Below are 24585 nucleotides of genomic sequence, written 5' to 3'. Positions count from 1 at the left end.
CTTTGCCCGGTTACCGTGGTGCCATGCGAGCCATCGAGATCGTCCGGCCGGGCGGCCCAGAGGTCCTGGAGTGGCGCGAGGTGCCCGACCCGCGTCCCGAGCAGGGCCAGGTCGTCATCGAGGTGGCCGCGGCCGGGGTCAACAGAGCCGACGTCCTCCAGCGCAAGGGGTTCTACGACCCGCCTCCCGGCGCCCCGCCGTACCCGGGGCTGGAGGTCTCCGGCGTGGTGGCGGAGGTCGGCGCGGGCGTGCCGGGGTTCGCGCCCGGCGACGAGGTGTGCGCGCTGCTGGCCGGCGGCGGCTACGCCGAGCGGGTGGCCGTGCCGTGGGAGCAGGTGATGCCGGTGCCCGAGGGCGTCCCGCTGGTGGACGCGGCGGCGCTGCCGGAGGTGGCCTGCACGGTGTGGTCCAACGTGTTCATGCTGGCCCGGCTGCGCAAGGGCGAGACGCTGCTGGTCCACGGCGGGGCGAGCGGGATCGGCACGTTCGCGGTGCAGCTCGCCAAGGCGCTCGGTTCCCAGGTGGTGACCACCGCCGGGAGCGAGGCCAAGCTGCGGCGGCTGCGGGAGCTCGGCGCGGACGAGACCATCAACTACCGCGAGCAGGACTTCTCGGACCTGGTGCGGGCCGACGTGATCCTCGACATCATCGGCGGCCCCTACCTGGCCGGGAACCTCAAGGCGCTCAACCCCGGCGGCCGGCTGGCGATCATCGCCCTCCAGGGCGGAGCCAAGGCCGAGATCGACCTCGGCGTCCTGCTGACCAAGCGCGCGTCGGTCCACGGCACCACGCTGCGCGCCCGGCCCGTCGAGGAGAAGGGCGTCATCGTCCGCAGCGTCGCCGACAACGTCTGGCCGCTGGTCGGCGCGGGGGCGGTCCGTCCCGTGGTGCACGCGCGGGTGCCGATGAGCGACGCGGCCGAGGCGCACCGCATGCTGGATTCCGGCGAACACATCGGCAAGATCCTGCTAGTACGGTGAAACCTATGAGTGCTGAGGACAACAACACCTCTCGCATCGTGGTGGTCGGTCCCGACTTCCAGGGCCAGAGTGACAGTGGTGAAGACGAGCGCTCGGTCACCAACCTGGTCGAGCAGCCCGCCAAGGTCATGCGTATCGGCAGCATGATCCGCCAGCTCCTGGAGGAGGTCCGCGCGGCCCCTCTGGACGAAGCCAGCCGCAAGCGGCTGAAGGAGATCCACCAGTCCTCGATCAAGGAGCTGGAGGACGGCCTGGCGCCCGAGCTGGTCGACGAGTTGGAGCGGCTGTCGCTGCCGTTCACCGACGACAACGGCACGCCGCCGAGCGACGCGGAGCTCCGCATCGCCCACGCGCAGCTCGTGGGGTGGCTTGAGGGGTTGTTCCACGGGATCCAGACCACGCTGTTCGCGCAGCAGATGGCGGCTCGGGCCCAGTTGGAGCAGATGCGCAGGGCGCTGCCCGGCGTGCCGCACGGCGACGCCCCGCCCGGCGGCTCCGGCCCCTACCTGTAGCCGGGAGCCTTGGAGTCGGGGGACGGCCCGTAGAGCCGCTCCAGCACACGGGCCACACCGTCGTCGTCGTTGGCCGCCGTCATGTGATCGACCGCGGCCAGCACGTCGGGATGCGCGTTGGCGACGGCGTACGACGTGCCTGCCCAGCTCAGCATGGGCAGGTCGTTCGGCATGTCGCCGAACGCCACGACCTCCGACGGCTTGATCTCGTGCCGCTCCGCGAGCACGGCCAGCGCCGTGGCCTTCGTCACACCGTGAGCGCTCATCTCGATGAGGCTGCGGCCGCTGGAGTGCGTGGCGGTCACGAGGTGCCCCACGAGCTCGTGGACGGTCGCGTGGAGCGTGTCGGGGTCCATGCCGGGGTGGAGGGCGAGCAGCTTGGCGCAGGGCTGCGACGTCAACGTGCCCACGCCGACCCGCAGACCGCCGACGGCCTTGCTGTCCCAACCGCCGAGCGGGAATTGGGACTCATGCGCAAATCCCCCCTCATACTCGACCGAAAATGCGAGTTCGGGCACGTTCGCTCTTAGCTGAGCGACGACTTGTTCCAGTACATCCACCGCGATCAGGTGTGATTCGACTATGCGTTCCGTATGCAGGTCGTAGATCAGCGCCCCGTTCGCACAGATTGCCAGCCCTCGGTGACGCAGCGCACCCGCCACTCCGCTCATCCACCGCGGCGGGCGGCCGGTGACGAACACCAGCATGGCACCCGCCTCCTCGACTCTGGCGAAGGCCGCGGCCGTGCGGGGAGAGATGGTTCCGTCGGCGCGCAGGGCGGTGCCGTCGAGGTCGGTGGCCACGAGACGCGGCGCGGGGAGACTCTGCATAACACGTTCCAGTTTGCCGGGTGATGCCGCCGGCCAGAAATCTTCCCAGGGACGGGAACACCGACGCGCCAGAATGGTGTTAGATGTGGAGGCGTTGTATTAGCTGATCCCGTAGTGAAAACCAGCATGACATTGTCTGAGCCACCCCGGGTGCTTGCTGTACGACACACCGGGACCCGCGAGGTGCGGGTCCCATAGATTCACATCCTGAGGGAGAGCTTTTATGGCTCAGGGAACCGTCAAGTGGTTCAACGCTGAGAAGGGCTTCGGCTTCATCGCCCCGGACGGCGGTGCGCCGGACGTGTTCGTGCACTTCTCCGAGATCGTCGGCAACGGCTACCGCAGCCTTGAAGACGGCCAGCGGGTCGAGTTCGAGATCACGCAGGGCCAGAAGGGGCCGCAGGCCTCCCAGGTCCGTGCCATCTGACCTGTAGCAGCGAGTCAGGCCGGTGTTCGCTTCCAGCGAACCCCGGCCTTTCGCGTTCCCGGGTCCGCCCGCTTTCCTGATCACGAATGTGACTCACCTCACGGATCGCCGAACCCGCACCCCTGGACGATCATCAACCCAGGTATATGAGGTACGCGTGGCTGTGCCATCCGGTGACCGCGGCCGGCGTCGTGGTCCTGCTTCTCAACGACCACCTGCTCAAGCGGGTCTGGCCCGGGTTCGTCACCGGCAAGCTGAGTGACGTCGCGGGGCTCGTGGTCGCGCCGCCGCTGGTGGCGCTCTTCTTCCAGGCGCTCTCCCCGGCGCTCTTCCCGCGCCTCTTCCAGCCGCTCTTCCCGCGCCTCTTCCAGGCGCTCTCCCCGCGGCTCTCCTCGGGGCTCTCCCCGCGGCTCTCCTCGGGGCTCTTCCAGGGGCGCTTCCCGGACCGCTTCCGGCATCGGGCGGACCTGGCGGCCGTGGTGCTCACCGGCGCGCTCTTCACGCTCGCCAAGACGACGCAGACGGGCGCGGAGGCGGCTTCCCATGTCTTCACCCTCGCGGCGGGTCCGTCGCGCGTCCTGGTGGATCCCACGGACCTCCTGGCCCTTCCCGCGCTCGCCCTCGCGTGGTGGGCGCGGCGGCGCACCCTCCACGCCGACTCGCGGCGCGTACGGATGCTGGTGACCGTGCCGTTCGCGGTGCTGGCCGTGGCCGCCACCGCGGGCGCCGTCCCCCCGGTCGGCGCCGACCGGGTTCACGCCGACGACAGCCGCATCGTGGTCACCACCACCTCCGCCGAGAGCGGGCCCGTGACGGCCTACGGGATGGCGTCCGTGGACGGCGGGCGCACGTGGGAGTCCTGGAAGGGCCGGCCGATTCCCGCGGCCCAGGCGACGGCCTGCGTGCCGGGGGACGCGCGGCGCTGCTACGGCGTCGTGCCGGGACGGATGGCCGTGCGGGAGTCCGACGACGGAGGCGAGAGCTGGCGCACCTCGTGGGTGCTCTCCGAGGGCCGGCGCGAGCTCCTCACCAGGCGGAACCCGCTCCCTGACGCGCCGAAACCCGTGGCGCGGGCGCTGGCCGTGCAGCGGCGGGGCGCGGGCCACGTGGTCGTGGTGGCCGCCGACTACGCGGGGATCGCGGTGCGGGACGTCTCCGGCGTCTGGCTACTGGCGGGCTGGCCGGACAGCGAACGCGCCACCGACAGGGCGAACGCCTCCGAGGGGCCGGGCGCGTCCGAGGAACCAGACGTCTCCGAGGGACCAGACGTCTCCGAGGGGCCGGACGCCTTCGAGGGGCCGGACGCCTTCGAGGGGCTCGACGCGGACGCGTGGGCCCTGTTGGGCACCGAGCGCAGGGTGGCGTACGCCGTCGCCCTCGTCGTGCTGCTGGGCGCCGCAGGGGCCGCGATGCGGCGGTTCGACGTCGCCTACGCCCTCTGCGCCGCGATCGCCAGCGCCGCGCTGCTGTACACGGGCCTCAACCTGTGGACGAACCAATCCATCCTGGGCATCGACCTGTTCGCGCTCTTCTTCGGCGGCGGGGCGACGCTGCTGGGGTGCCTCGCCTGCCTGTCCCTCGCCGGGGCCGGCGGCGCCACGTGGCCCACCGTGCGCATCGGTCTCGGCGGCGCCGTGCTCGCCTTCGCCGGCGTGTACGGGCCCTTCTACGGCTGGGTGCTGGGCGTGCCGGACCGGTACGGCCAGGCGGTGGCCGCCGCGGTCGTGCTCACCCTGGGAGTGATGGCCGGGGTCACCGTCCTGGTCAGGCGCGAAGCCCTGAGGGAGGACGCCCTGAGAAGCGCCGCCATCGAGGCCGCGCGCCGCCTCGACAAGCCCCGCTCGCCGGGAGAAACGCCACTCTGAGGCGGACCGCCCTTCGTTCCGAGGCGAACCACCTCCCCTCCGAGGCGGACCGCTCTCAAGGAGCCGGGACCTGCCTCCAGGGAGACGCGCCCACCCCGGGACGTACCGCCTTCAGCAGACGCGGCCTCCGAGACGTACCGCCCCCCGGAATGACTGCGAACCGGCGGGCGGGCGACGGCTGGCCCGGGACACGAGTGTCACGCCCCCGGGCCGAGCGTCCGGCTACTTCGGCGGCTCCAGCACCTCAAGGCCCACGTACGGGCGCAGCGCCTTGGGCAGCACGACCGAGCCGTCGGCCTGCTGGTGGTTCTCCAGGATGGCGACGATCCAGCGGGTGGTGGCCAGCGTGCCGTTGAGCGTCGCCAGATGCTGCGGCTTGCCGTCCTTGTCGCGGAAGCGCACCGCCAGCCGCCGGGCCTGGAACTCCGTGCAGTTGGAGGTCGAGCTCAGCTCGCGGTAGCGGCCCTGGCTGGGGATCCACGCCTCGCAGTCGAACTTGCGCGCCGCCGACATGCCGAGGTCGCCCGCGGCCGTGTCGATGATCCGGTACGGCAGCTCCAGGGCGTCGAGCATCTCCTTCTCCCAGGCCAGCAGCCGCCGGTGCTCCTCACGGGCGTCCTCGGGCCGTACGTAGGAGAACATCTCCACCTTGTCGAACTGGTGGACCCGGATGATGCCCCTGGTGTCCTTGCCGTACGAGCCCGCCTCGCGGCGGAAGCAGGACGACCAGCCCGCGTAGCGCAGCGGCAGCTCGTCGGCGTTGAGGATCTCCTGGGCGTGGTAGCCCGCCAGCGCCACCTCGGAGGTGCCGACCAGGTAGAGGTCGTCCTCGGGGAGGCGGTAGATCTCCTTGTCGTGGGCCACGTGGAAGCCCGTGCCCTGCATGGTCTCCGGCTTGACCAGCACCGGGGTGATCATGGGCGTGAAGCCGTTGGCGATGGCCTGCTGCAGGGCCATGTTGAGCAGGCCGAGCTGGAGCCGGGCGCCGACGCCCTTGAGGAAGAAGAACCGCGAGCCGGACACCTTGGCGCCCCGCTCCATGTCGATGGCGTCGAGCAGCTCGCCGAGCTCCAGGTGGTCGCGCGGCTCGAAGTCGAAGCGCCGCGGCTCGCCGTGGGTCTCCAGGACGACGTAGTCGTCCTCGCCACCGTGCGGGGCGTCCTCGTCGACGATGTTGGGCACGGTCTGCACGAGCTCGTCGAGCTCGGCCCCGAGCGCCTCGGCCTCCGCCTCGGCGGCCTTGACCTCGGCCGCGAGCTCCTTGGCCCGGGTCAGCAGCGCGGCCTTCTCCTCGCCCTGCGCCTTGGAGACCGACTTGCCGAAACTCTTCTGCTCGGCGCGCAGCGACTCGAACCTGGTCAGCGCGGAGCGTCGGCGCTCGTCGAGGTCGAGCAGCGTGTCGACGACGGCGTCGTCCTCACCGCGGGCACGCTGCGACGCCCGGAGCCGGTCGGGGTCCTCACGAAGGGTACGCAGGTCAATCACAAGGAAAAGGCTACCGGCGCGGAGCGTCTCCTCGCCCCTCGATTAACCGCACCGTGTCCCGCGCCGTGTCCCGCACTGTGCCGGCACCCGACCTGACCCGCGCGAATCCGCAACCGGGACGCGCGTCAGACCTGACCGGCGCGCCCCCGGGACCTGGACGCATGCCCGACCTGACCCGCCCGGACCCCGGGACCTGGACGCGTGTCAGACCTGACCCGCGCGGATCCTGGCCAGCCAGTCGCCCGCCTCGGTGAACTCCTCGTCCGTCGTGCCGCGCTTGACCCGGGGCACGACCCCGTCGGCCCGCGGGTAGCTGCCGAGGAAGCGCACCTCGCCGCAGACGCGGTGCAGGCCCGAGATGGCCTCGCCGACACGGGCGTCGGCGATGTGGCCCTCGAAGTCGAAGTGGAAGAAGTAGCGGCCGATGCCGTCGCCGGTGGGCCGCGACTCGATGCGCGTCAGGTTGACTCCGCGCACGGAGAACTCGGTCAGCATCTCCAGCAGCGCGCCCGGGTGGTCGTCGGCCAGGAAGACGACGAGCGTGGTGCGGTCCGCGCCGGTCGGCTCGGGCAGCGGACGGCCGGGACGAGCCACCTTGACGAACCGCGTCACCGTGTCGGTGCGGTCGCCGATGTCGCCGGCCAGCTCCACCAGGCCGTAGTGCTCGCCCGCGATGCGCGCCGCGATCGCCGCGTCATACGGGGAGCCGGGCAGCGACACCTCCTGAGCCGCGGCGGCCGTCGAGGGCGCCGCCACCACGACCGCGTCGGGCAGCTCACGCGAGAGGAACGCGCGGCACTGCGTGATCGCGGCGGGATGGGTGTAGACGCGCTTGATGTGCGGGATCTCCGTGCCGGGCCGGGCCAGCAGCGAGAAGCGCACCGGCAGCAGCAGCTCGGCGTCGATCAGCAGGGGCTCGCCCCAGGCGAACTCGTCGAGCGTCGTGGTGATCGCGCCCTCGACGGAGTTCTCCAGCGGCACGACGGCGCCGTCGGCCTCGCCACCGCGCGCGGCGGCGAGCGCGGCGCTCACGGTCGCGCAGGGCAGACGCTCGGCGGCGGGGTCCAGAAGCCGCAGGGCTTCCTCGGTGAAGGTACCTTCGGGCCCGAGATAGGCGAGTCTGGGCATGACTACAGAGTATCCGCAGCTTGTCGGGCTGCGCGCGGCTTTGGCGCGACGGATCCGAGCCCGAGCCGGGCGGCCCGCACCGCCTCCTCCTCTTCCGGCGACAGCGGCTGCTCCCCCTTGCCGCCCACCACGCATCGCACGTACGTGCGGGTCTCGGAGCAGCCGTTGATCGAGGTCAGCACGATGCCGTCGCCCAGGCCGTTGATCATCGCGACGGAGAACGACAGGCGGCCGGCCATCTCCTCCAGCGCGTCGTACCGGTACACGGCCACGTCGCGGATGGCCCTCAGGTCGCCGGCGGCGGAAGCCTGCCGTACGAGCATGCGGCGGCAGTCGTCGATCTCCTCGCGGGCCCGCCGGAGCGTCAGGTAGCCCACGACCGCGCCGCCCGTCGCGGCGGCGACGCACATCCCCACGGCAATCAGCACGCTACAGAGGGTAATGGGCGGGCAAGGCGCCTGGCGAGGGCTGGACGGCCCGCCGTTTCGGCAGCCAGGACCCCAGCAGCCAGACCAGTGCCAGCGCGCCGAGCCCGAACGCGTTCTGCACGATCTTGCCCAGCACGGGGCTGAGCACCGGGATCTCGGCCGCCTTCAGCGCCACGCCCCACCAGGGGATCGGCAGCACGTAGTACAGCCACACGCCGGCGGCCACGCGCAGCCGTACCGGATCGCGGCCGTCACCCACCAGGGCGCCCAGCACGACGACCACCCAGGCGAGGTGGTGGATCCACGCGACCGGCGACAGCAGCACCGCCATGAGCCCGACGAGCGCGACGGCCGCGACGTGATCGCCCGCGCGGTACGCGTCGCGGGCGGCGCGGAAGCCGTACCAGCCGACCACGGCCACGAGCGCCACCCACAGGACCGAAGTGAGCGTGTCGTTCATGTACAGGCGCATCAGCATGCCGCGGATGGACTGGTTGGTGGTGCCCGCGTTCGAGCCGAGCCGGTTGGGATCGAACAGCGCCGAGAACCAGAAGCCGGCCGCGTCCCGGGGGATCACCGCGAACGGCAGCAGCGTGAGCAGCGCCGTCACGAACGACGCCATGAACAGCGTCCGCCACTGCCGGGTGATCAGCAGGTAGACGAGGAAGACGCCGGGGGTGAGCTTGACGGCGGTGGCCAGCCCGATCAGGAACCCGCGCGGCCACCACGGTCGGCGCGCCACGCAGTCGGCCAGGCACAGGGCCACCAGCATGATGTCCACCTGCCCGAACCGGACCTGGTCGCGGATCGGCATCAGGTACGTGCACGCCATCATCAGGAACGCGAACAGCCAGGGGGCGTGCCGGGTGCCGCCGGTCAGGATGCGCCGGAGCGCGACCTGGGTCCGCCGGAGCACTTCCGGAAGACCCGCGGCGCCCGGTGCCGCACGGCGTTCGTCCGGGTCATGCTCGCCGGGGGCCTGCTCTCCGGCGACCTCTTGGGCGCTTCCGAGGGGCCGCGTGAGGACGTCCCGGAAGGCGAATCCCACGGTCACGGCCAGGGTGACGAAGATCCCGGCCGTCCACACCCACTGGGCCGTCCCCCAGGACATCTCCGCCAGCGCCACGGCCAGCATCGCCGCCACCGGCGGATAGGTGAACGGGAGGAGCTGGGGTGCCGGGGTGAAGTACTTGTACACCTCGCCGCCGTCCAGGAGCACCTGGCCGCCGGTACGGTAAACATCGAGGTCGACGAGGCGCTGGTCGTCGGAGTTCGTCAGCCAGTGCAGCACGAGGGGGGCCACGGCCCACACCACGACGACCGCCGCCACGGCCCACGCCCACCACTGCCGCCGGCGCACCGACGTCTCGCCACCTGTCACGGTGTGGCACGTTACCGTGGCTGTTGCCATCGAGGGTCAGACACCGGGGGTCCCGTACATGCCGCATGCCACGTTCAGCGCGCCCTCACGCGCCCAGCGGCCCCTGTGGCTGTCCGCCGCCTCCAGGGTCACGGCGGTCATCCTCAGCACGATGGCAACGACCGTCTTCCTGAGTCACCCCGGTGCCGCGACCGTCTCTCTCACCGCCACGCCGGTCTCCGCGGCCACGACGGCCACGAAGCCCGTCACGACCAGCGAGCCGGAAGACGCCACGAGCAGCGCAACGCGGTACGCCACGGGCGGCGAAACGCGGTACGCAGCGAGCGGTGAAACGCGGTACGCGACGGGCGGTGAAACGCGGTACGCAGCGAGCAGCGGAACGAACGACGCCACTACCGGCACGGCTGGTACGGCTGGCACGGCCAGCGAGGCCAACACGACCGGCAAGACTGACACGACCGGCAAAGCCGACTCAACCGGCAAGGCTGACACGACCGGCAAGGCCGAGCGGCGCGAGTTGACCGGCCGGGTGGCCCTCATCGGCGTACCCGGCCTCGAATGGAGTGACCTCGACCCCTCCCGCACCCCCAACCTGTGGAAGCTCGCCGGAGAGGCCGGCTCCGCGTCGCTGTCCACGCGTGCCGTCCCGCCCCCCGACCGCGGCATCACCTGCCCCATGGCGGGCTGGCTGACCATCTCGGCTGGTCAGCGCTCCGGTACGCCCGGCCGGGGCTGCCCCGCCACGCCCCGGCCGCAGCGGAACGGTGAGGGGGCCAGTGTCCCGGGATGGGCTGCGCTGGCTGCGTACCAGTCGGAGACGGGGTACGACGCGCAGCTCGGCATGCTCGGTCAGTCGGTGATCGACGGAGGGGGCAAGGTCGCGGCCATCGGCCCGGGCGCGGCCGTGGCCGCCGCCGACAAGGCCGGAAATATCACCACATACGCCGACTCCGCCGAAGCCCTGCCGGATCTCTCCCCCTATCACCTGATCGTTCAGGACATCTCTCCCCTGGCCGACGCCTGGCTCCGCCAGCCCTTGGACGAGTACGGCGTGCCGACGCCCATGTCCGCCGCCACCAGACGGCAGGCCGCCGCGCAGGCCGACCGCCAGATCGGGACACTCCTGTCCCGGCTCCCGGCGGGCACGACGACTCTCGTGGCCGGCATCTCGGACGTCACCCCGAACGCCCACCTCCACGTGGCCCTCGCCACCGGCCCCGCCCCCACCACGGCCCTTCCCCAGGCGGGCCGGAGTCCGAACCCGGCAAGCACGACCACCCAGGTTCAAAGCCCCGCCGGCACGACCGACCAGAGCCACAACTCCGCCAGCACGATCGCACAGAAGCCCAGTTCCGCTGGTACGGCCGACCAGAACCACGGCTCTGCCGACGCGTACCGCCATGGTCACCTCACCGCCACCTCCACGCGTCAGGACGCCCTGGTCACGATCACCGATCTGACGGCCACGGCGATCGGGGCGCTCGGACTGGAGCCTCCGCGCCAGGTCGTCGGCCACGTCTGGGAGAACGGCGGCCCCGCCCCGGCCACGACGGCCGAGACGGTGGCGGAACTGGCGGACGCCGACCTGGCCAGCCAGGTGCTGCGCGAAGTGCGCGGCCCGTTCTTCGCGGTCTTCGTCTCGGTACAGCTCCTCTTCTACGCGTTCGCGGCCCTCGCCCTCCGCCGCCGCCGCAAGTCCCCGAGCAACGGAGCCCATTCCCCCGCGGACGGCCGCCCCACAGCACAGGACCGCCTCACAGACACCCATCTCATGAACGCCAAGCCGGCCAAGAGAGCAACTGCGGACGCCAAGCCGGCCGAAAGCGCGGCTACGGACGCCAAGCCGATCGAGAACGCGGCCGTGAAGGCCGAGCCGGTCGAAGGCGCGGCTACGGACGCCAAGCCGGTCGAGAGCGCGGCTGTGAAGGCCGAGCCGGCCGAGACCGAAGCGGTCGGCATCGAGCGAGCAGAGACCCCAGCTGTGGAGGCCACGTCTGCGGAGACCGCCGGTGACGTCGCCGGGGAGTCGCGGCTGCTGAGCGTCGTGCAGGTCGTGGCGGTGGTCAGCGGGGCCATCGCCGTGTCCACGTTCCTGGCGCAGCTCGTGCCCTGGTGGAGCCTGCCGATGCCGATGGCGGGCGTGATCGGCACGATCCTGGGCATCGCCGTGCTGATCAGCGGGGTCGCGTTCGGCGGGCCGTGGCGGACGCACGTGCTCGGGCCGCTGACCGTGGTCGCGGGCGTCACCTCGGTGGCGTTGCTCGCGGACGTGATGACCGGCTCCACGCTTCAGGTGAACGCCGTCACCGGGTACGAGCCCGTCACCGGCGGCCGGTTCTACGGCTTCAGCAACATCGCCTTCGCCGTCTACGCGACCGGCACCATCCTCGGCCTCGCCGGGATCGCCCACTGGCTCCTCGGCAGGGGGGCGCCCCGGCTCGTGACGCTGCTGGTCTGCGCCGCCTACGGGGGCCTGGCGGTGTTCGCCGACGGGTGGCCGGCGTGGGGAGCCGACTTCGGCGGCGTGCCCGCCTTCGTGATCGGACTCGCCGTCTTCCTGATCATGCTCGCCGGGCGCCGGGTGTCCGTCGTGAAACTGCTCCTGGTGGCGTTCGCGGGCGCCGCGCTGATCGGCGCCATCGCGTTCTTCGACTGGCTGCGGCCGGCGGCACAGCGCACCCATCTGGGCAACTTCGTCCAGCAGATCATCGACGGCCAGGCGTTGACCGTGGTCGGCCGCAAGTTCGGCGCCATGATCGGGGTGACCGTCGGGAACTGGTCGCTGACGCTGCTGTCGGTGGTGGCGCTGGCCTTCCTGTTCCTGGTGCTGGACCGTCCGTCGCGCTGGGGCGCCTCGGCGCTCGGCCAGGCGTACGCGCTCGCGCCGCCCCTCCGGGCCGGCCTGTTCGGCGCGCTGACGTGCGCGTTCATCGGGTTCCTCATCAACGACTCGGGGATCGCCATCCCCGCCATGGCGCTCACGATGGCCGTCCCGCTGGCGCTGGCCGCGTCCGTACGGGCCCTGCAGCTCTCCAGGCCCACCACACCAGAGCGCCCGTCAGAGCCAGCAGCACCCACGGAACGACCTGGGGCCTGACCACGGCCCTGAGCCAGCCGAGGTCGTCCGGGAGGACGATCACCCGTGCCGGGAGGTAGGCCAGGGACAGGGCCAGCAGGTGCGCGACCAGGAAGCCGTCGAACGCCGTGGCCGCCACCAGGGCCAGCAGCGCGAACGCCATCCCGTCGTACCAGGGCAGGACGTACGGGGTGGCGAACACGTACGCGCCGACCAGCACGGCGGCCACCACCTCGGCCGGTAGCCCCTCGACCTGCCCGACGCCTCCGGCGGCCGGCGACCCGACGGGGGTCAGCCGCTGCGACAGCCGGAACAGGGACCAGGCGACGAGGACCAGGACCAGCAGAGAGCCGATCTGGATCTCGCCCCGGTAGGCGCTTCCCGGGCCCACCAGCGTCTGCAGCCAGCCTTGGACGAGCTTCCAGTAGGAGGCGTGGGAGATCGCCTTGCTGGTGCGGGTCACGGGGCTGATGGCGTCCGTGCCCACGACGGCGTAACCGGCGATCACCACGGCCAGTGCCGCGCCGGCCATCAGCGCGAGCCGCACCGGCCGGCGGCGCAGCTCCCATGCGGGCCCCAGCGCCACGAGCCCGGCATTGACCTTGATCGCCACGCCCAGCCCCAGCAGCGCCCCGGATCCGAGCGGACGGGCCCGGGCGAGGAGCGCCGCGATCATGCAGGCCACGGCCAACGTGTCCACATGCATGCCGGCGACCAGTTGGTACAGCAGCAGCGGGTTGGCCGTCCACAGCAACGCCGCCCGGAGCCGTCTGGCGGGATCACGCCTGGTGGAACAGTCGATCAGGAGACCCGTCGCGACGAACGCGGCCGAATTCAGCACAGCCAGGACGAACATGGTCAGCCTGAGCGAGTCTCCGCCGACCCAGCTCGCCAGCGCCTGCGCGCCCGTCGCGATGGGGCCGTAGACACTGGGCTCCTCGCGCCACGGCTCCTCCACGGCTCGGGCGATGGGATCGCCGGGGAGGTCGACCGCGCCATGCGTGTACGGATTGACGCCCAGGACGACCATGCGGCCGTACGCGGCGTAGTTGAGGTGGTCGCCGGAGCCGGAGGGCGGCAGGAACGCGAGCAGACCGGCGGCCACGCAACCGACGAGGACGAGGAGGCGGGCGGTGGCCGACAGGCCGACACGGCCCGGCCGGTGGGCGGTGGCCGACAGACCGTCACGGTCGTCCTGCTGGCGGGCTGTGGCGGGGCCAGGAGTGCGTTCTGCGCCGCTGGGGTCGCCTGCGAGGTCGGCGGGAGTGCCCCCAGTGTGTTCGGTATCGCGTGTGGGGTGGCCAGGGGGCCTCTCGACGCGATCATCAGGGTTTGGGGGGTGGGTGGCAGTGCTCTCCACGTGGTTGGCGCCGCCTGTGGCGGGGTGGGAGGCGCCTGCGACGGGGTGGGAGGCCCCTGTGGCGGGGTGGGAGGCGCTTGTGGCGGAATGTGTGGTGCCTGCGGCGGGGTCAGTGGCGCTTGGGGCGAGGTTTGGAGCGCTTGTGGCCGTGTTGGGGGCGCTCGGCGCGTGGGCGGGAGCGGCTGTGGGACGGGGTGAGGCGCGGCGGGTGGCGGCCAGGCCGGCGAAGAGACCCAGGCCGCCGAGGACGATGGCGGCCGCAGCCATGGCGATCACAAGGTGGGGGTCGGGCCGGACGTCCAGCGAGAACGGCGGCAGCCAGGCCGGGCCGCCGAGGTCAGGGACCATGGCGGACGGACCGAGGAGGCCGATGGCGATCGTCAGCAGGATGGATGCGATGATCGCGATCATGGCCGGCCCCGGAAGCCGGTGGGTCGGCTTTCCGCTCTCGTTCTCCGAAGTCACCCGCAAATTCCAGCACACCGGTCCGAGCACCTGGTCCGTCTATCCCCAGCCTGTGGATAACTTCGCGGTTCTGGTGGATGAAGGGGGCTGGGGAGGGCTCTCAAGGCCGTCTGGGAGCGTCCGGATCGATTTCGGGCGCGCCTGAAGCGCTGTTTCGGACAGATTCAAGCTTGCTGGGGTGATCGGGATCCCCCTGGGCGGATGGGTGGGCTGGCCGTGCGCCTGTGCGCGTCCGGTTGTGGACCCATGAGGCGTCCCTTTGAAGGTGTGGCGAGCAGAACGGCCGGTCGCTGCTCACCTGCCATCGGTTCGCCCGAGCCGAGTGTCGATCACGCGCACCGGAGCGACAGGGCCGTGGAGGGCAACCGGTCGAGCACACGAGCGCGTCGAAGCCGCCGCTCACCTCAAGGAAGCCGCCGCTCACCTCAAGGAGGAAACCGGGCGATGACGCCGCTCACTCCAAGCAGGGAAGCCAAGCGAAGCCGCTCTTCGTCCCAGCAGGACAGCCGAGCCAAGAGGCTCTTCGTCCCGACAGGACGGCCGGGCGAAGAGGCCGGCCGGAGGGGGGTTCGTGCGCGGATTTGGCGGGGCGTGGAGGGGGTGCGGGGGATCGACCGGGTTTGCGTGGGGCCGGTCAGCGGTTGGGGCGGAGCTTGTTGAGGTTTTGGGTGATTAGGGGCTCGCGAGTCGCGAGTGCGAGTGCCACGTCGCGGAGTTGGCGGGCACGGTGGAGCTGGGCGCGCCAGTCGGTGCCCGTCGCACGATGGCTCATCTCCACCTCGACCTCCACCACGCGGTACCCCTTGCGCAGCAGGTCGATGGTCAGTCCCGTCTCCACGCCGAACCCGTGAGCCAGCGGCCGGGCCGCCTCGAAGGCGTCGCGGGTCAGGCAGCGCTGGCCGTTGAGCGGCTGGGTGGCCGTGAAACCGGTGGCGCGGCGTATGCCGTCGCGCGACAGCCGGACCACCACGCCGTGACCGCCGAGCTTGACGCGCGTGGCGAACACCGCGATGGACATGTCTGCCTTGCCCTCGCGGATGGGGGTGATCAGGGCGGCCGCCGCGCGGGCGGTGTCCCCGAGGTCGGCGTCCAGGAACAGTAAGTGGCGGGAGGTGTCGTCGTCGAGCAGGCGCACGGCCTCGGCGCCCGTCTCCATCGCGGCGGCCTTGCCACGGTTGCGGCTGTGGCGCACCACTCGGGCTCCCGCCGCACGCGCCGCCTTGCCGGTCTGGTCGGACGATCCGTCGTCGACGACCACCACCAGGTCCACACCTGGCAGCGCCAGGGCGGCGGTCACGGTGGCGCCGATGCGCCCGGCTTCGTCCTTGGCGGGAATGATGACCGCTGTGTCGCCGCTCACCACGCCTCCCCGTCAGTCATCGGAATCGAGATCGGGCCAAGAGAATCAGGTCTCAGTCGCCGTCGGCAGCTCAGGCGTCCGAAGGTGCCCGTGTGTGTGAACGTCTCCGGGCTCGCGGAGGTGCCCGCGCTCAGGGGGGTCTCGGTGCACGCGAAGGTCCGCAGATCTGCGCAAGTCTCCGTGCCCGCGAAGGTCCTCAGGTCCACGCGAGTCTCCGTGCCCGTCAAGGTTTCCACGCTCGCGAACGCTCTCGTCCCGTGCGCCGCTCTCCGCGCGCTTCCGCGTCTCGCCATGGGAGAGGGCGACAGGTGGGCGTCCTGGGTGCGTGTAAGGCGCGCCCTGCATGTGGGCGTCAGGCGAGCGCCCAAGGTGCGCGTTCGCACAGGGCTGGGCCGCATAGGGCTGGGTGCGGGCGTCGGGCCCGCACCCAGCATGGTCGTACGGCCCGCCCCTCGCGAGGGCGGTTGGTCCGTCGTGGGCCGGGGGGTCGGGTACGCGCGTTGCAAGGGCGGCCTCACGACCCTTCGGTGATCAGAAGCTCCTGCGGCACCGCGTCGTACACGGTGAAGACCGAGTCGAGGCCCGTGACCTGCAGGATCTTCCGTACGGCGGGACGAGGGGCGGCCACGTCGAGGGCGCCGCCCCGCTCCTTCATGCGTTTGAGCGCAGAGAGCAGGACGTTCATCCCCGTGGAGTCGCAGAAATCCACGCCGGACATGTCGATGACCACGCGGCTGGGCCCGTCCTGCAGCAGGCGAGTGAACTCGGACTGCAGGTGGGGTGCCGTGTAGAGGTCGATTTCGCCGGTGATGGCGACGAGCGCCTGACCGGCATGTGATCGAGTCGAGACCTTGAGCTCCACAGGGGCAGGCTAGCGGCGCGAAGCCTTCCGGTCACGTTGTCACGCCGAGAGGCGAACCGCAGGTTTTTGTCCTCCGTTTGGGCTCCACAGGAACGCAGAGTACGCGAAGCTTGACGGTGTGACACCGGCACGGCCGGAAGGGGGCGGCCCGGCACCCGCGTCCGGTCCCCGCTCCGATGCCGCACCGAGACGGATCGCCGCACCGAGAAGGAGGGGCTGGGCGCGACCACGGGCCCGAGTATCTGATGAATACCGAAGAACCCGAAGATCCTCAGCGTCGACGGCTCCGCGAGCACCTGGAGACCATCCTCATCCGCACCGAGAAGGCCGCTCCCTGGCATGACGAGGCCGGACGCCTGCGCAGTCTGGTCAATCACGAGGGATTCGTCCCTGTACGTACACGGTTGGCGATCGAGGACCTGGAGTTCCTGGCGGGCGCCCGCCAGGAAGTGCTGACGTTCGCCGAGCTGACCCTGCGACTGCTCGACCTGCATCAGCCCCGCGACGCCGGCGGCATCACCAGCGACTCCGCCCATCCGATCCTGCGCTGCCGGAGCTGCATGTGGCGCTGGCCGTGCCCGACATTTCGGGCAATGACGGAGTCGTTCGGCGGGGCCCTCGACGCCCTCTCAGAGCCCGCATGAAGCTCCGCTCAGAGCCCGCATGAAGCTCAGAGCCCGCATGAAGCTCAGAGCCCGCATGAAGCTCAGAGCCCGCATGAAGCTCCGCACGCCCCCAGCCCTCAACGCACCAACGGCAGCCGGATCTCGAACCGGCAGCCCGGCCCGTCGTTGATCACGCCGATCATCCCGTCGTGCGCCTCGACGATGCCCTGAGCGATGGCCAGCCCGAGCCCGGCCCCACCCCCCTCCCGGGCCTCCCGGGTGGGGGTACGGGCAGCCTCGCCCCGGAAGGCGACCTCGAACACCCGAGGCAGGTCCTCCTCCGGTATCCCGCCGCAGCAGTCCGACACCGACAGGCAGGCCATCCCCGAGTCCACCCCCGCCCGCAGCACCACGGTCCGGTCCGAGGGAGTGTGCCGGATCGCGTTGACCACGAGGTTGCCCAGCGCCCGCCCCAGCGCGGTGGCGTCGGCCTCCACGGGCACCGGCTCGGCGGCCTCGGCGGTCAACAGCACGCCCTTGGCCCTGGCCAGCGGCTCGGCGCCGGCGACCGTGTCGGCCACCAGGTCGGCCAGCCCGACCCGCGCCCGTGACAGCCGCAGCGACCCCGCGTGGATGCGCGACAGCTCGAACAGGTCGTCCACCATCGCCGACAGCCGCTCCACCTCCAGCTTGATCTGCCGGTGGTAGCGCTCGACCGTCGCCCGGTCGGTGACGACCCCGTCCTCCAGCGCCTCGGCCATGGCGCGCATCCCGGCGAGCGGCGTGCGCAGGTCGTGGCTGACCCACGCGACCAGCTCGCGCCGCGCGCCTTCGAGGGCGCGCTCGCGGGCGTACGCCTCCTCCAGGGTGTCGGCGATCGTCTGGAGCTCGGCCGGCAGCCCGGACGGGGCGGTGAACGGCGGCTCCCGTACGGCGGCGACCAGCCTCCTGCTCTCCCCCACGACCCTTCTGGCCAGCACGTACGCCACCCCGAGCCCCACCAGGCCGCCCACCGCGACGACGCTGAGCACGATGTCCCTGACCTCGCCCTCGATGATCATCTTGAGGGTGATGGCCACGACCCCGGCCAGGGTGGCCGCGATGGACACGACCATGACCACGGCCAGCATCACGCCGATGGACCTGCGGCGCAGCGCCCACATGGCCCACACCCCGACGAGCGCCACGAGCAGCCCCAGCCCGGCGGTGACGGCGACGATCAGCCCGAGGTCGTCCATGGCCGCCCCGGCCCCCAGGGCCGCCCGCACGTTCACCCCCCGGCCTCCAGCGGCTCGAACCGGTAGCCGACCCCCCACACCGTCACGATCCGGCGCGGCTCCGTCGGGTCGGGCTCGATCTTCTCCCGCAGCCGCCGCACGTGGACCGTCACCGTCGAGGAGTCGCCGAACGACCACCCCCACACCTGGTCGAGCAGCGCCGACCGGCTGAACGCCTGGCGCGGGTTGCGCATCAGGTACGCCAGCAGGTCGAACTCCCGCGCCGTCAGCATCACCTCGGCGCCCCCCAGCCGCACCTCGTGCGCGCCCACGTCCACCACCAGATCGGCGTCGCGCAGCACCCCCGTGCCGCCGGGCACGGACGCGCCGCGCGCCCGCCGCAGCACCGACTGCACCCGCAACGCCAGCTCGCGCGGGCTGAACGGCTTGGTCACGTAGTCGTCGGCGCCCGTCTCCAGCCCGACGACCCGGTCGATCTCCTCGCCCAGCGCGGTCAGCATGATCACCGGGACCGGCCAGCGCTCCCGGAGCTTGCGGCACACCTGGAGCCCGTCGATCTTGGGCAGCATGAGGTCGAGGACCATCAGGTCGGGCGGCCGGGCGAGGGCACGCCGCAGGGCCTCGGCGCCGTCGCCCACGCACTCCACCTCGTGGCCGTCGCGCTCCAGGTACCGCGCCACCACCTCGGCCACGGTGGGATCGTCGTCGACCACCAGGATGCGCGCGTTCACGCTTTCACCGTACGGCCCGCACCCCCGGCAGGACACTCACGTCATCGCTTCGTAAGCCTCGCGGATCTTGGTCGCAGGACGTACGGTGTGCTCATGAGTCGAGTCGTCATGCTCGTGCTGGGCGCCCTTCTGGCGCTCTTCGTGCTGTTCAACTTCATCCTGCCCATGGTGGTGGGGCTGCTGAAGGTGGCGCTGATCATCGGGGTGATCGGCCTGCTCGTCTTCGTCGCCGTCTCGCTGGTCGGCAAGACGTCCTCGCGGTGATCCCGCCGGAAATCTGACGTGACCCTGTTCCTGCTGGACCCGTGGCTGGCCGGCGTCACCATGGTGGCGGTCCTGCTCCTCGTGAGCTGGGCCGCCAGGCTGCTGCCCGTCGCGAGCGGCCGGGCGCCGAGCTTCCCCCTGGTGTACGCCCGCCGTACGGCCTTCCAGCGCCAGCGTGACCCCGGGGCCGCCGGCCGGCCCCGGCCGAGAGCGCCATCACGCCGCCCCGCTTCCACCTAGCGGGGCTCGCCTTCCTTTTCGGGCCCGCTGAGGGCTCGTCATCGAGACAGAGCCCTCGTTCACCCTGTACGTCGAGGAAGGGCTCATGTTCGATTCTCTTGTCACGTTTCTCATTGGCATGTCCGGAGGCCACGCGGCGCTCGCGATCGTGCTGTTCACGGTGGCCGTACGGCTGCTGCTGCTCCCGCTGAGCGTCCGCCAGGCGCGTGCCGCGCGCATCACCGAGCGGCTGGCGCCGAAGGTGCGCGCCCTGCGCGAGCGGTTCGGGCGCAACCCGGAACGGCTCGCCCGGGAGATGTCCGCGCTCTACGCCAAGGAGGGAAGCTCGCCGATGGCGGCGCTCCTGCCCGGGCTGGCGCAGGCGCCGTTCATGTGGCTGGTCTACCGGGTGGCCACGCACCCGACCGCTCTGGCCGGGCACGATCTGCTGGGCGCCCCGCTGGGCCAGCAGATTGCCGGAATTGTCGACAATTACGGACTGATCAGTTGGCCTGTTTCGGTCTTTGTCGTGGTGATCGTCCTGGTCATGCTGGTGGCGTGGCTCCAGGCGCGCCGGATCGCGGCCACGCTGCCTGCGGAGCAGCCGCCGCTGCTGCGGAGGATCATGCCGCTGATGCCGTTCGGCTCGGTGCTCGCCGCCCTGGTGCTGCCCCTGGCGGCTGGTCTCTACCTGCTGGTGTCCACCGCGTGGACGTACGGTGAACGGACGGTGCTGACGCGCCGGCTCGCCTGAGACATTCGTCACAGAGCCGTCCGGCGAAGCCGCGAGGCCGGTTCAGCCGGCCTCGCGCAGGGCTGCGACCTGCCCGTTCATGCCGTTGCCCGTCCCGTTGGGGGCGGGCAGGATGGCCCAGACCGTGGTGGTGTCGCCGTCGTGGCGCACGCCCCAGCTCTCGGCGACGTACTCGACGATGCCGAGCCCCCGGCCGCCGAGCGAGGACAGCGTGGGACGGCCGGCCCGCGGCTCGGTGGCCGCGCCCCCGTCGCTCACCGCGACCTCGATGTGGTCGTCGTTGCGCAGCCACGCCACCTTGACCATGCCCGACGGCAGCGGATGCGCGTGCCGCAGCGCGTTGCTGAGCAGCTCGCTCACCACGAGCACCGCGTCGTCGATCGCGGCGGCGAAGACACCGCAATCGTGCAGGTCAGTGCTCAGACGCTGGCGGGCAACGGCGACGCTGGACGGCGCGTACGGCAGCAGCACCACGCTTGACACACCCACCTCCCCGTCTTCATGTGCCCCCCGCGGGAACACCCCCGGTACGACCGAAATGCCCCGTTACTCAATCCCAGAAACCGGATCTCGATCACAGCTTGTCCACATCGGACGATAGGTCAGCTCAACCGTGACCACCTCGTTACCACACCGGTGTGTCGGATCCGATAGGGGGAGCCGCGGCGAGCACCATCCGCATCCGGGTGCCTCCACCCGGTCGCGGATGGGCGCTCACGTCGCCGCCCTGGGCCCGCGCGAGGCTGCGCACGATGTAGAGCCCGAGCCCCACTCCGCCGAACCTCCTCCGGTCGCCGCTCTCCACCTGGACGAACCTCTCGAAGATCCGCTCCCGGTCCGGCGCGGCGATGCCGACGCCCTCGTCGTCCACGACCACGACCACCCTGTCGCCCTCCGGCCACGCCTCGACCCTGATCAGCCCGCCCTTCGGTGAGTACTTGAAGGCGTTCTCCAGCAGCTGGCCGAGCACGATGTCGGTGGCCAGCGCGTCACCCTTCACGTACGGCAGGCCGTCGGGGATGTCCACCTCGACCTGGTGCGTATCGGACAACTCGGGCAATCCTAACGTCGCCGCATTGATCCGCTCAGCCAGGTCGAAGGTCTCCACTCGTACCTTGAGCTCGTCGGCGCCCGCCCGCGAGCCGAGCAGCAGATGGTCCATGAGCTGTCCCAGCGACCTGGCCCGCTCGGCGATCGTGTGGACGGCCGAACGGCGCTCCGGGTCGCTCAGCTTGTCCCAGCGCGAGTCGAGCGTGCTGGCGAAGCCGCGCACGATCGTGATCGGGGTGCGCAGCTCGTGGCTGGTCGTCGCCAGGAACAGGTCCTTGGCCTCCTCCAGCTCCTTGGCCCGGGTCACGTCGCGGAAGTCGACCACCGTCTCGCCGGTCGCGTCCACGCGGGCGCTCACCACGTCGAGCCAGCGGCCCGTGTCGAGCTGGAACGTCAGCTTCTCCCCCGGCCTGGGCAGCGGGAACGGCGGCGGCCCGCCCCTCACCGCGTCGGCGGCCAGCCCGGTCAGCTCGGCCGCCGCGGGGTTCCACCGGATGACCCGGCCGGCCCCGTCCAGCACCGCGATGCCGTCGGCGCTGGCGTCGAACACCGCCTGCTCGTGCGCCCGCTGCCGCACCGCCTCCTGGTAGGCCATGGCGTTGCCCACGGCGATGCCGGCGTGCCCGGCCAGCAGCTCCAGCAGCTCCAGCTCCAGGTGGCCGGGCTTGCGCCGGGCGTACAGCGCGTACAGCGCGCCGTACGGCCGCCCGCCCACGGCCGCGAGGCCGAGCGCGATCGTGTGCAGGCCGCTCAGCTCGGCCCACACCAGCTCGTCCAGCCCCTGCGACTCCAGCAGGACCGTCTTGCCGGTGCGCAGCAGCTTGTCCACCAGGCTGGTACGCAGGCCGGCCGTGGCGCCCTTGAGCGTCTCGGGCAGCCGGTGGGCGCTGACCAGGCGCAGCCGCTCGTCCTCGATGAGCACGAACCCGCCCGCGTCGGCGCCCGTCAGCTCGGTCAGGCTGCCCGCGATCCGGTCGAGGACGGCCGGCAGCTCCAGCTCGGCGTTGATGTCGCCGACCACGTCGGTCAGCCGGCGCACCAGGCGGACCCGGCGCGCCATGCGCTCGCTCGCCGCCTCCTCGGCCGCCGCGCGGTGGTGGACGCACACGTAGCCGACCACCGAGCTGCCGATGACCAGCGGCCCGATGTCGACCGTCACGTCGAGCACGCGGCCGTCGCGGCGTAACCGCTTGGTGCGCAGCGTCACCTGGTCGCCGGTGCGCGCGCGTTCGAGCACCGCGTTGTGCTCAGCCGTCAGCTCCCCCGGCACGATCGGCGCCCTGCGGCCCAGCATCTCCTCGGCACTCCAGCCGAAGAGCCGCTCGGCGGCCGGGGTCCAGACCAGCACGGTCTGGTCCCGGTCGAGCGCGATCAGCGCGTTGGGCGAGCCGGCGAGCACCGCGCGAGCGATCTCGTCGTCACTGCCGGCCCACTCGTCACCCACACCTCCATAGTGCCCGCGCTGCGGGGCCGCCGTCGGCCGATCCGTCCGATACGCTGCCGATCACGACCTACCAGGTGAGAAGAGGGTGAGCGGATGTCGAGCGGCGACCTCGATGCCCTGCTGCGGGTGACCTCCGCCACCTACCGCGGGGAGACGCCCCCGGACATCGCGTTCGGCACCTACGACGGCGCCGTGGGGCGCCTGGTGCTCGCGGTCTCCGGCAAGGGGGTCGCGGCCTGCAGCTTCGAGGACGAGCACACGGTGTACGAACGGGTGATGCGGCACGTGGGCACGTTCATCGGGCCCGACCCCGGGCGGCTCGACCCGGTGCGCCGCGAGCTCGACGCGTACTTCTCGGGGCGGCTGCGGGCCTTCACCACGCCGGTGGACCTCGCCCTGGCCACCCCGTTCGCGCGTACGGTGCTGCAGAAGACGATGGCGGTGCCGTACGGCACGACGACGACGCTCGGCGAGATCGGCGAGCGCATCGGGCGGCCCCGCGCGCTGCGGGCGGTCGGCAACGCGCTGATGGCCAACCCGGTGTGCGTCGTCGTCCCCTGCCACCGCGTCGTGCCCGGCGACGGCGAGCTCGGCGACTACGCCGGGGGCGTGGCCGCCAAGCGGCACCTGCTCACCGTCGAGTCCCGCTCCTGAGAGCGGGCGGGCGGTCGCCCCGGCGGGTGACCAGGCCGATGGCGAGCGTGACGAGTGAGGCCACGAGCGCCGCGCCCAGCGCGCCGTTCATCCACGGCTGCCGGGTGAAGCCGATCGCCGCGCGCGCCCCCGCCCACAAGCCGTCCCAGGCGGCGACGGTCGGCGTCGAGGTGGTCAGCCAGTACGCGGCGAAACCGAGCACCCAGGGCACCAGCATGGACCAGCGGGCCGGGGCGTCCTCGTCGGTGTTCCACCGGGCGGCGCCGCCGAGCAGGAAGTAGTCCACGGCGAGCACCGCGAACATCGGCACGAACACCGCGCCGATGACGCCGAGGAACGCGCCGTAGGAGTTCACGTCCACGAGCAGCGCGAGCCCGGTGGTGACCACGCCGATGGCGACGGTGAAGATCCGGCGGTCGACGCGCGGCATGAGGTTCTGCAGCGAGACGGTGGTCGAGTAGACGTTCGCGAACGACTGGTCCGTCTCGCGCAGCACGAGCACGGCGAAGAACAGCGCACCGAGCGGCGCCGCGACGAACGCGCCGAACACCGCGGTGGAGTCGGCCTGAATGGCGGCCGCCCCGGTGATGGCCACCGCGTACACGCCGAGCCCCAGGCACGCCACCTGGGCCAGCGTGTAGCCGCCGACGACGCCGGTGAACGCGGCGGCGCTCGACCTGGAGTGCCGGGCGAAGTCGGCCGCCATCGGCACCCACGAGACCGACAGCGCGATCACGTAGTCGACGGCCGGGGCGAACGCCTGCCACGAGCCGCCGGTCTGCGGCTGGACGTGGCCGAGGAAGTCCACGGCGAACCAGATCAGCGCGAGGATCACGGCGACCGTGACGTACCGGCGCAGCAGCCGCACCGAGCCGAGCGGCCAGATGGTCAGCGAGGTGGTGAGGACGCCGGCCGCGATCACCCACACCGCGTACGGCACGGCCGGACCGAAGATGGCGGTCGCGCCCATGGCGATCACCCAGAGCTCGAAGGCGCCCCAGCCGACCATCTGGATGATGTTGAGCACGGTCGGCACGTACGACAGCCGCGCCCCGAACAGCCCGCGGAGCAGCACCATCGCCGGCCGGCCGGTCTGCGTGCCGGGAACGGCGGCCAGGCCCACCATCGCGGTGCCGATCAGGCTGCCCACCACCGTGGCGGTGAGGGCGGCGGCGAGGCTCAGCGGCGCGCCGCCGAGCGGGTCGAGCAGGAAGAGCGCGCCGGAGAAGCCCAGCAGGCTGACGCCGAGGTTGGCCCAGAGCGCTCCCTGGTCGAGCACGCCGAGCGTCTTCGGCGGGGGCTCGTCGAGGGTCAGCGGGACTTCGTTGACGGCATGCGTCATCACACACTCCCTACGCCGGCATTACCCGGACAGGTTCATGCGGTCGGCAGCAGCGATAGCTGCCCTCTCAGCCCGGTGACCCCGAGCTCCCGCGTTGGCTCATGAAGTTGGCGCCCTCATATTGC

The 24585-nt window shown here is 71.6% G+C and carries 25 protein-coding genes and 1 riboswitch; of the genes, 11 read left to right on the top strand and 14 right to left on the bottom strand.

Going from position 1 to position 24585, the window contains the following annotated elements; genetic code table 11:
* The first annotated feature begins 23 nt into the window (after nucleotides 1-23).
* Nucleotides 24-980 carry an NAD(P)H-quinone oxidoreductase gene (locus tag HTZ77_RS37795; protein WP_175594555.1) on the top strand — a complete coding sequence of 319 codons (957 nt, stop codon included), beginning with the start codon at nucleotides 24-26 and terminating at the stop codon, nucleotides 978-980.
* Nucleotides 981-985: 5 nt separating this feature from the next.
* Entirely contained in the window at nucleotides 986-1492 is a 507-nt protein-coding gene (locus HTZ77_RS37790; protein WP_175594554.1) for a bacterial proteasome activator family protein, read from the top strand.
* On the opposite strand, the gene HTZ77_RS37785 is transcribed toward HTZ77_RS37790, so the two are convergent.
* Complete coding sequence (locus HTZ77_RS37785; protein ID WP_328809005.1) at nucleotides 1483-2295, bottom strand: HAD family hydrolase; 813 nt, start codon at nucleotides 2293-2295, stop codon at nucleotides 1483-1485. The two genes, HTZ77_RS37790 and HTZ77_RS37785, sit on opposite strands and share 10 nt — an antisense overlap.
* Before the next feature lie 250 nt (nucleotides 2296-2545).
* Here HTZ77_RS37785 and HTZ77_RS37780 point away from each other — a divergent pair, with 250 nt between their 5' ends.
* Together HTZ77_RS37780 and HTZ77_RS37775 are read left to right on the top strand one after the other, a co-directional pair.
* Nucleotides 2546-2749: a cold-shock protein gene (locus tag HTZ77_RS37780; RefSeq protein WP_043619750.1), complete on the top strand. Its 204-nt coding sequence runs from the start codon at nucleotides 2546-2548 to the stop codon at nucleotides 2747-2749.
* A gap of 146 nt (nucleotides 2750-2895) precedes the next feature.
* Nucleotides 2896-4614, top strand: a complete 1719-nt coding sequence (locus HTZ77_RS37775; RefSeq protein WP_175594411.1) for a sialidase family protein — start codon at nucleotides 2896-2898, stop codon at nucleotides 4612-4614.
* Nucleotides 4615-4836: 222 nt separating this feature from the next.
* On the opposite strand, the gene serS is transcribed toward HTZ77_RS37775, so the two are convergent.
* From serS to HTZ77_RS47840, 5 genes are all read right to left on the bottom strand, one after another.
* Nucleotides 4837-6099 carry a serine--tRNA ligase gene (gene serS / locus HTZ77_RS37770; RefSeq protein ID WP_175594552.1) on the bottom strand — a complete coding sequence of 421 codons (1263 nt, stop codon included), beginning with the start codon at nucleotides 6097-6099 and terminating at the stop codon, nucleotides 4837-4839.
* A 204-nt stretch (nucleotides 6100-6303) separates the two neighbouring features.
* Nucleotides 6304-7227, bottom strand: a complete 924-nt coding sequence (gene pheA, locus HTZ77_RS37765; protein WP_175594551.1) for a prephenate dehydratase — start codon at nucleotides 7225-7227, stop codon at nucleotides 6304-6306.
* A gap of 2 nt (nucleotides 7228-7229) precedes the next feature.
* Nucleotides 7230-7655, bottom strand: a complete 426-nt coding sequence (locus tag HTZ77_RS37760) for a DUF4446 family protein (protein WP_328809004.1) — start codon at nucleotides 7653-7655, stop codon at nucleotides 7230-7232.
* 1 nt (nucleotide 7656) lies between these two features.
* Nucleotides 7657-9036, bottom strand: a complete 1380-nt coding sequence (locus HTZ77_RS37755) for a glycosyltransferase family 87 protein (RefSeq protein ID WP_328809003.1) — start codon at nucleotides 9034-9036, stop codon at nucleotides 7657-7659.
* 174 nt (nucleotides 9037-9210) lie between these two features.
* Complete coding sequence (locus HTZ77_RS47840; protein WP_268960222.1) at nucleotides 9211-9333, bottom strand: hypothetical protein; 123 nt, start codon at nucleotides 9331-9333, stop codon at nucleotides 9211-9213.
* Between the two features lie 220 nt (nucleotides 9334-9553).
* Between HTZ77_RS47840 and HTZ77_RS37750 the strand changes: the two genes are divergently transcribed.
* Nucleotides 9554-12133, top strand: coding sequence for a hypothetical protein (locus HTZ77_RS37750; protein ID WP_205304461.1), 2580 nt, complete (start codon nucleotides 9554-9556; stop codon nucleotides 12131-12133).
* Here the strand turns inward: HTZ77_RS37750 and HTZ77_RS37745 are convergent.
* Nucleotides 12015-13217 (bottom strand): glycosyltransferase 87 family protein, encoded by a 1203-nt coding sequence (locus tag HTZ77_RS37745; protein ID WP_205304460.1) that lies wholly within the window; start codon nucleotides 13215-13217, stop codon nucleotides 12015-12017. The genes HTZ77_RS37750 and HTZ77_RS37745 overlap by 119 nt on opposite strands.
* A gap of 625 nt (nucleotides 13218-13842) precedes the next feature.
* Between HTZ77_RS37745 and HTZ77_RS37740 the strand changes: the two genes are divergently transcribed.
* Nucleotides 13843-14082, top strand: a complete 240-nt coding sequence (locus HTZ77_RS37740) for a hypothetical protein (RefSeq protein ID WP_175594547.1) — start codon at nucleotides 13843-13845, stop codon at nucleotides 14080-14082.
* A gap of 489 nt (nucleotides 14083-14571) precedes the next feature.
* Here the strand turns inward: HTZ77_RS37740 and HTZ77_RS37735 are convergent, their stop codons facing one another.
* Together HTZ77_RS37735 and HTZ77_RS37730 are read right to left on the bottom strand one after the other, a co-directional pair.
* On the bottom strand, nucleotides 14572-15297 hold the full coding sequence (locus tag HTZ77_RS37735; protein WP_175594546.1) for a glycosyltransferase family 2 protein: 726 nt from the start codon (nucleotides 15295-15297) through the stop codon (nucleotides 14572-14574).
* A gap of 514 nt (nucleotides 15298-15811) precedes the next feature.
* Nucleotides 15812-16159: an STAS domain-containing protein gene (locus HTZ77_RS37730; protein ID WP_175594545.1), complete on the bottom strand. Its 348-nt coding sequence runs from the start codon at nucleotides 16157-16159 to the stop codon at nucleotides 15812-15814.
* 245 nt (nucleotides 16160-16404) lie between these two features.
* Between HTZ77_RS37730 and HTZ77_RS37725 the strand changes: the two genes are divergently transcribed.
* On the top strand, nucleotides 16405-16803 hold the full coding sequence (locus tag HTZ77_RS37725) for a hypothetical protein (protein ID WP_175594544.1): 399 nt from the start codon (nucleotides 16405-16407) through the stop codon (nucleotides 16801-16803).
* Between the two features lie 98 nt (nucleotides 16804-16901).
* Here the strand turns inward: HTZ77_RS37725 and HTZ77_RS37720 are convergent, their stop codons facing one another.
* On the bottom strand, nucleotides 16902-18038 hold the full coding sequence (locus HTZ77_RS37720) for a sensor histidine kinase (protein ID WP_328809002.1): 1137 nt from the start codon (nucleotides 18036-18038) through the stop codon (nucleotides 16902-16904).
* Nucleotides 18035-18733, bottom strand: a complete 699-nt coding sequence (locus HTZ77_RS37715) for a response regulator transcription factor (RefSeq protein ID WP_175594543.1) — start codon at nucleotides 18731-18733, stop codon at nucleotides 18035-18037. Before HTZ77_RS37715 ends, HTZ77_RS37720 begins: the two co-directional genes overlap by 4 nt.
* Before the next feature lie 93 nt (nucleotides 18734-18826).
* On the opposite strand from HTZ77_RS37715, the gene HTZ77_RS37710 reads away from it, so the two are divergent.
* From HTZ77_RS37710 to HTZ77_RS37700, 3 genes are all read left to right on the top strand, one after another.
* The gene (locus HTZ77_RS37710) at nucleotides 18827-18997 is read left to right on the top strand and encodes a hypothetical protein (protein ID WP_175594410.1); all 171 of its coding nucleotides are present in this window, start codon (nucleotides 18827-18829) and stop codon (nucleotides 18995-18997) included.
* Between the two features lie 18 nt (nucleotides 18998-19015).
* Nucleotides 19016-19237 carry a DUF6412 domain-containing protein gene (locus HTZ77_RS37705; protein ID WP_175594409.1) on the top strand — a complete coding sequence of 74 codons (222 nt, stop codon included), beginning with the start codon at nucleotides 19016-19018 and terminating at the stop codon, nucleotides 19235-19237.
* A gap of 118 nt (nucleotides 19238-19355) precedes the next feature.
* Complete coding sequence (locus HTZ77_RS37700) at nucleotides 19356-19970, top strand: YidC/Oxa1 family membrane protein insertase (RefSeq protein WP_175594542.1); 615 nt, start codon at nucleotides 19356-19358, stop codon at nucleotides 19968-19970.
* Between the two features lie 42 nt (nucleotides 19971-20012).
* Here HTZ77_RS37700 and HTZ77_RS37695 read toward each other — a convergent pair whose 3' ends face one another.
* Together HTZ77_RS37695 and HTZ77_RS37690 are read right to left on the bottom strand one after the other, a co-directional pair.
* Nucleotides 20013-20453, bottom strand: a complete 441-nt coding sequence (locus tag HTZ77_RS37695; RefSeq protein ID WP_312888556.1) for an ATP-binding protein — start codon at nucleotides 20451-20453, stop codon at nucleotides 20013-20015.
* Nucleotides 20454-20595: 142 nt separating this feature from the next.
* Nucleotides 20596-22464, bottom strand: coding sequence for a PAS domain S-box protein (locus HTZ77_RS37690; protein WP_175594540.1), 1869 nt, complete (start codon nucleotides 22462-22464; stop codon nucleotides 20596-20598).
* A 93-nt stretch (nucleotides 22465-22557) separates the two neighbouring features.
* On the opposite strand from HTZ77_RS37690, the gene HTZ77_RS37685 reads away from it, so the two are divergent.
* The gene (locus HTZ77_RS37685; RefSeq protein WP_175594539.1) at nucleotides 22558-23118 is read left to right on the top strand and encodes a methylated-DNA--[protein]-cysteine S-methyltransferase; all 561 of its coding nucleotides are present in this window, start codon (nucleotides 22558-22560) and stop codon (nucleotides 23116-23118) included.
* Here HTZ77_RS37685 and HTZ77_RS37680 read toward each other — a convergent pair.
* Nucleotides 23096-24460, bottom strand: coding sequence for a purine-cytosine permease family protein (locus HTZ77_RS37680; protein ID WP_175594538.1), 1365 nt, complete (start codon nucleotides 24458-24460; stop codon nucleotides 23096-23098). The two genes, HTZ77_RS37685 and HTZ77_RS37680, sit on opposite strands and share 23 nt — an antisense overlap.
* Nucleotides 24451-24563, bottom strand: a riboswitch (TPP riboswitch). (Overlaps the previous gene by 10 nt.)
* Between the last annotated feature and the right edge of the window lie 22 nt (nucleotides 24564-24585).

This window comes from Nonomuraea montanisoli, from assembly GCF_013363975.1.
In the GTDB taxonomy this organism is placed as follows: Bacteria; Actinomycetota; Actinomycetes; order Streptosporangiales; family Streptosporangiaceae; genus Nonomuraea; species Nonomuraea montanisoli.
Note: the sequence above shows the minus strand (reverse complement) of the source record. Positions and strands in the feature narration are given on the sequence as shown.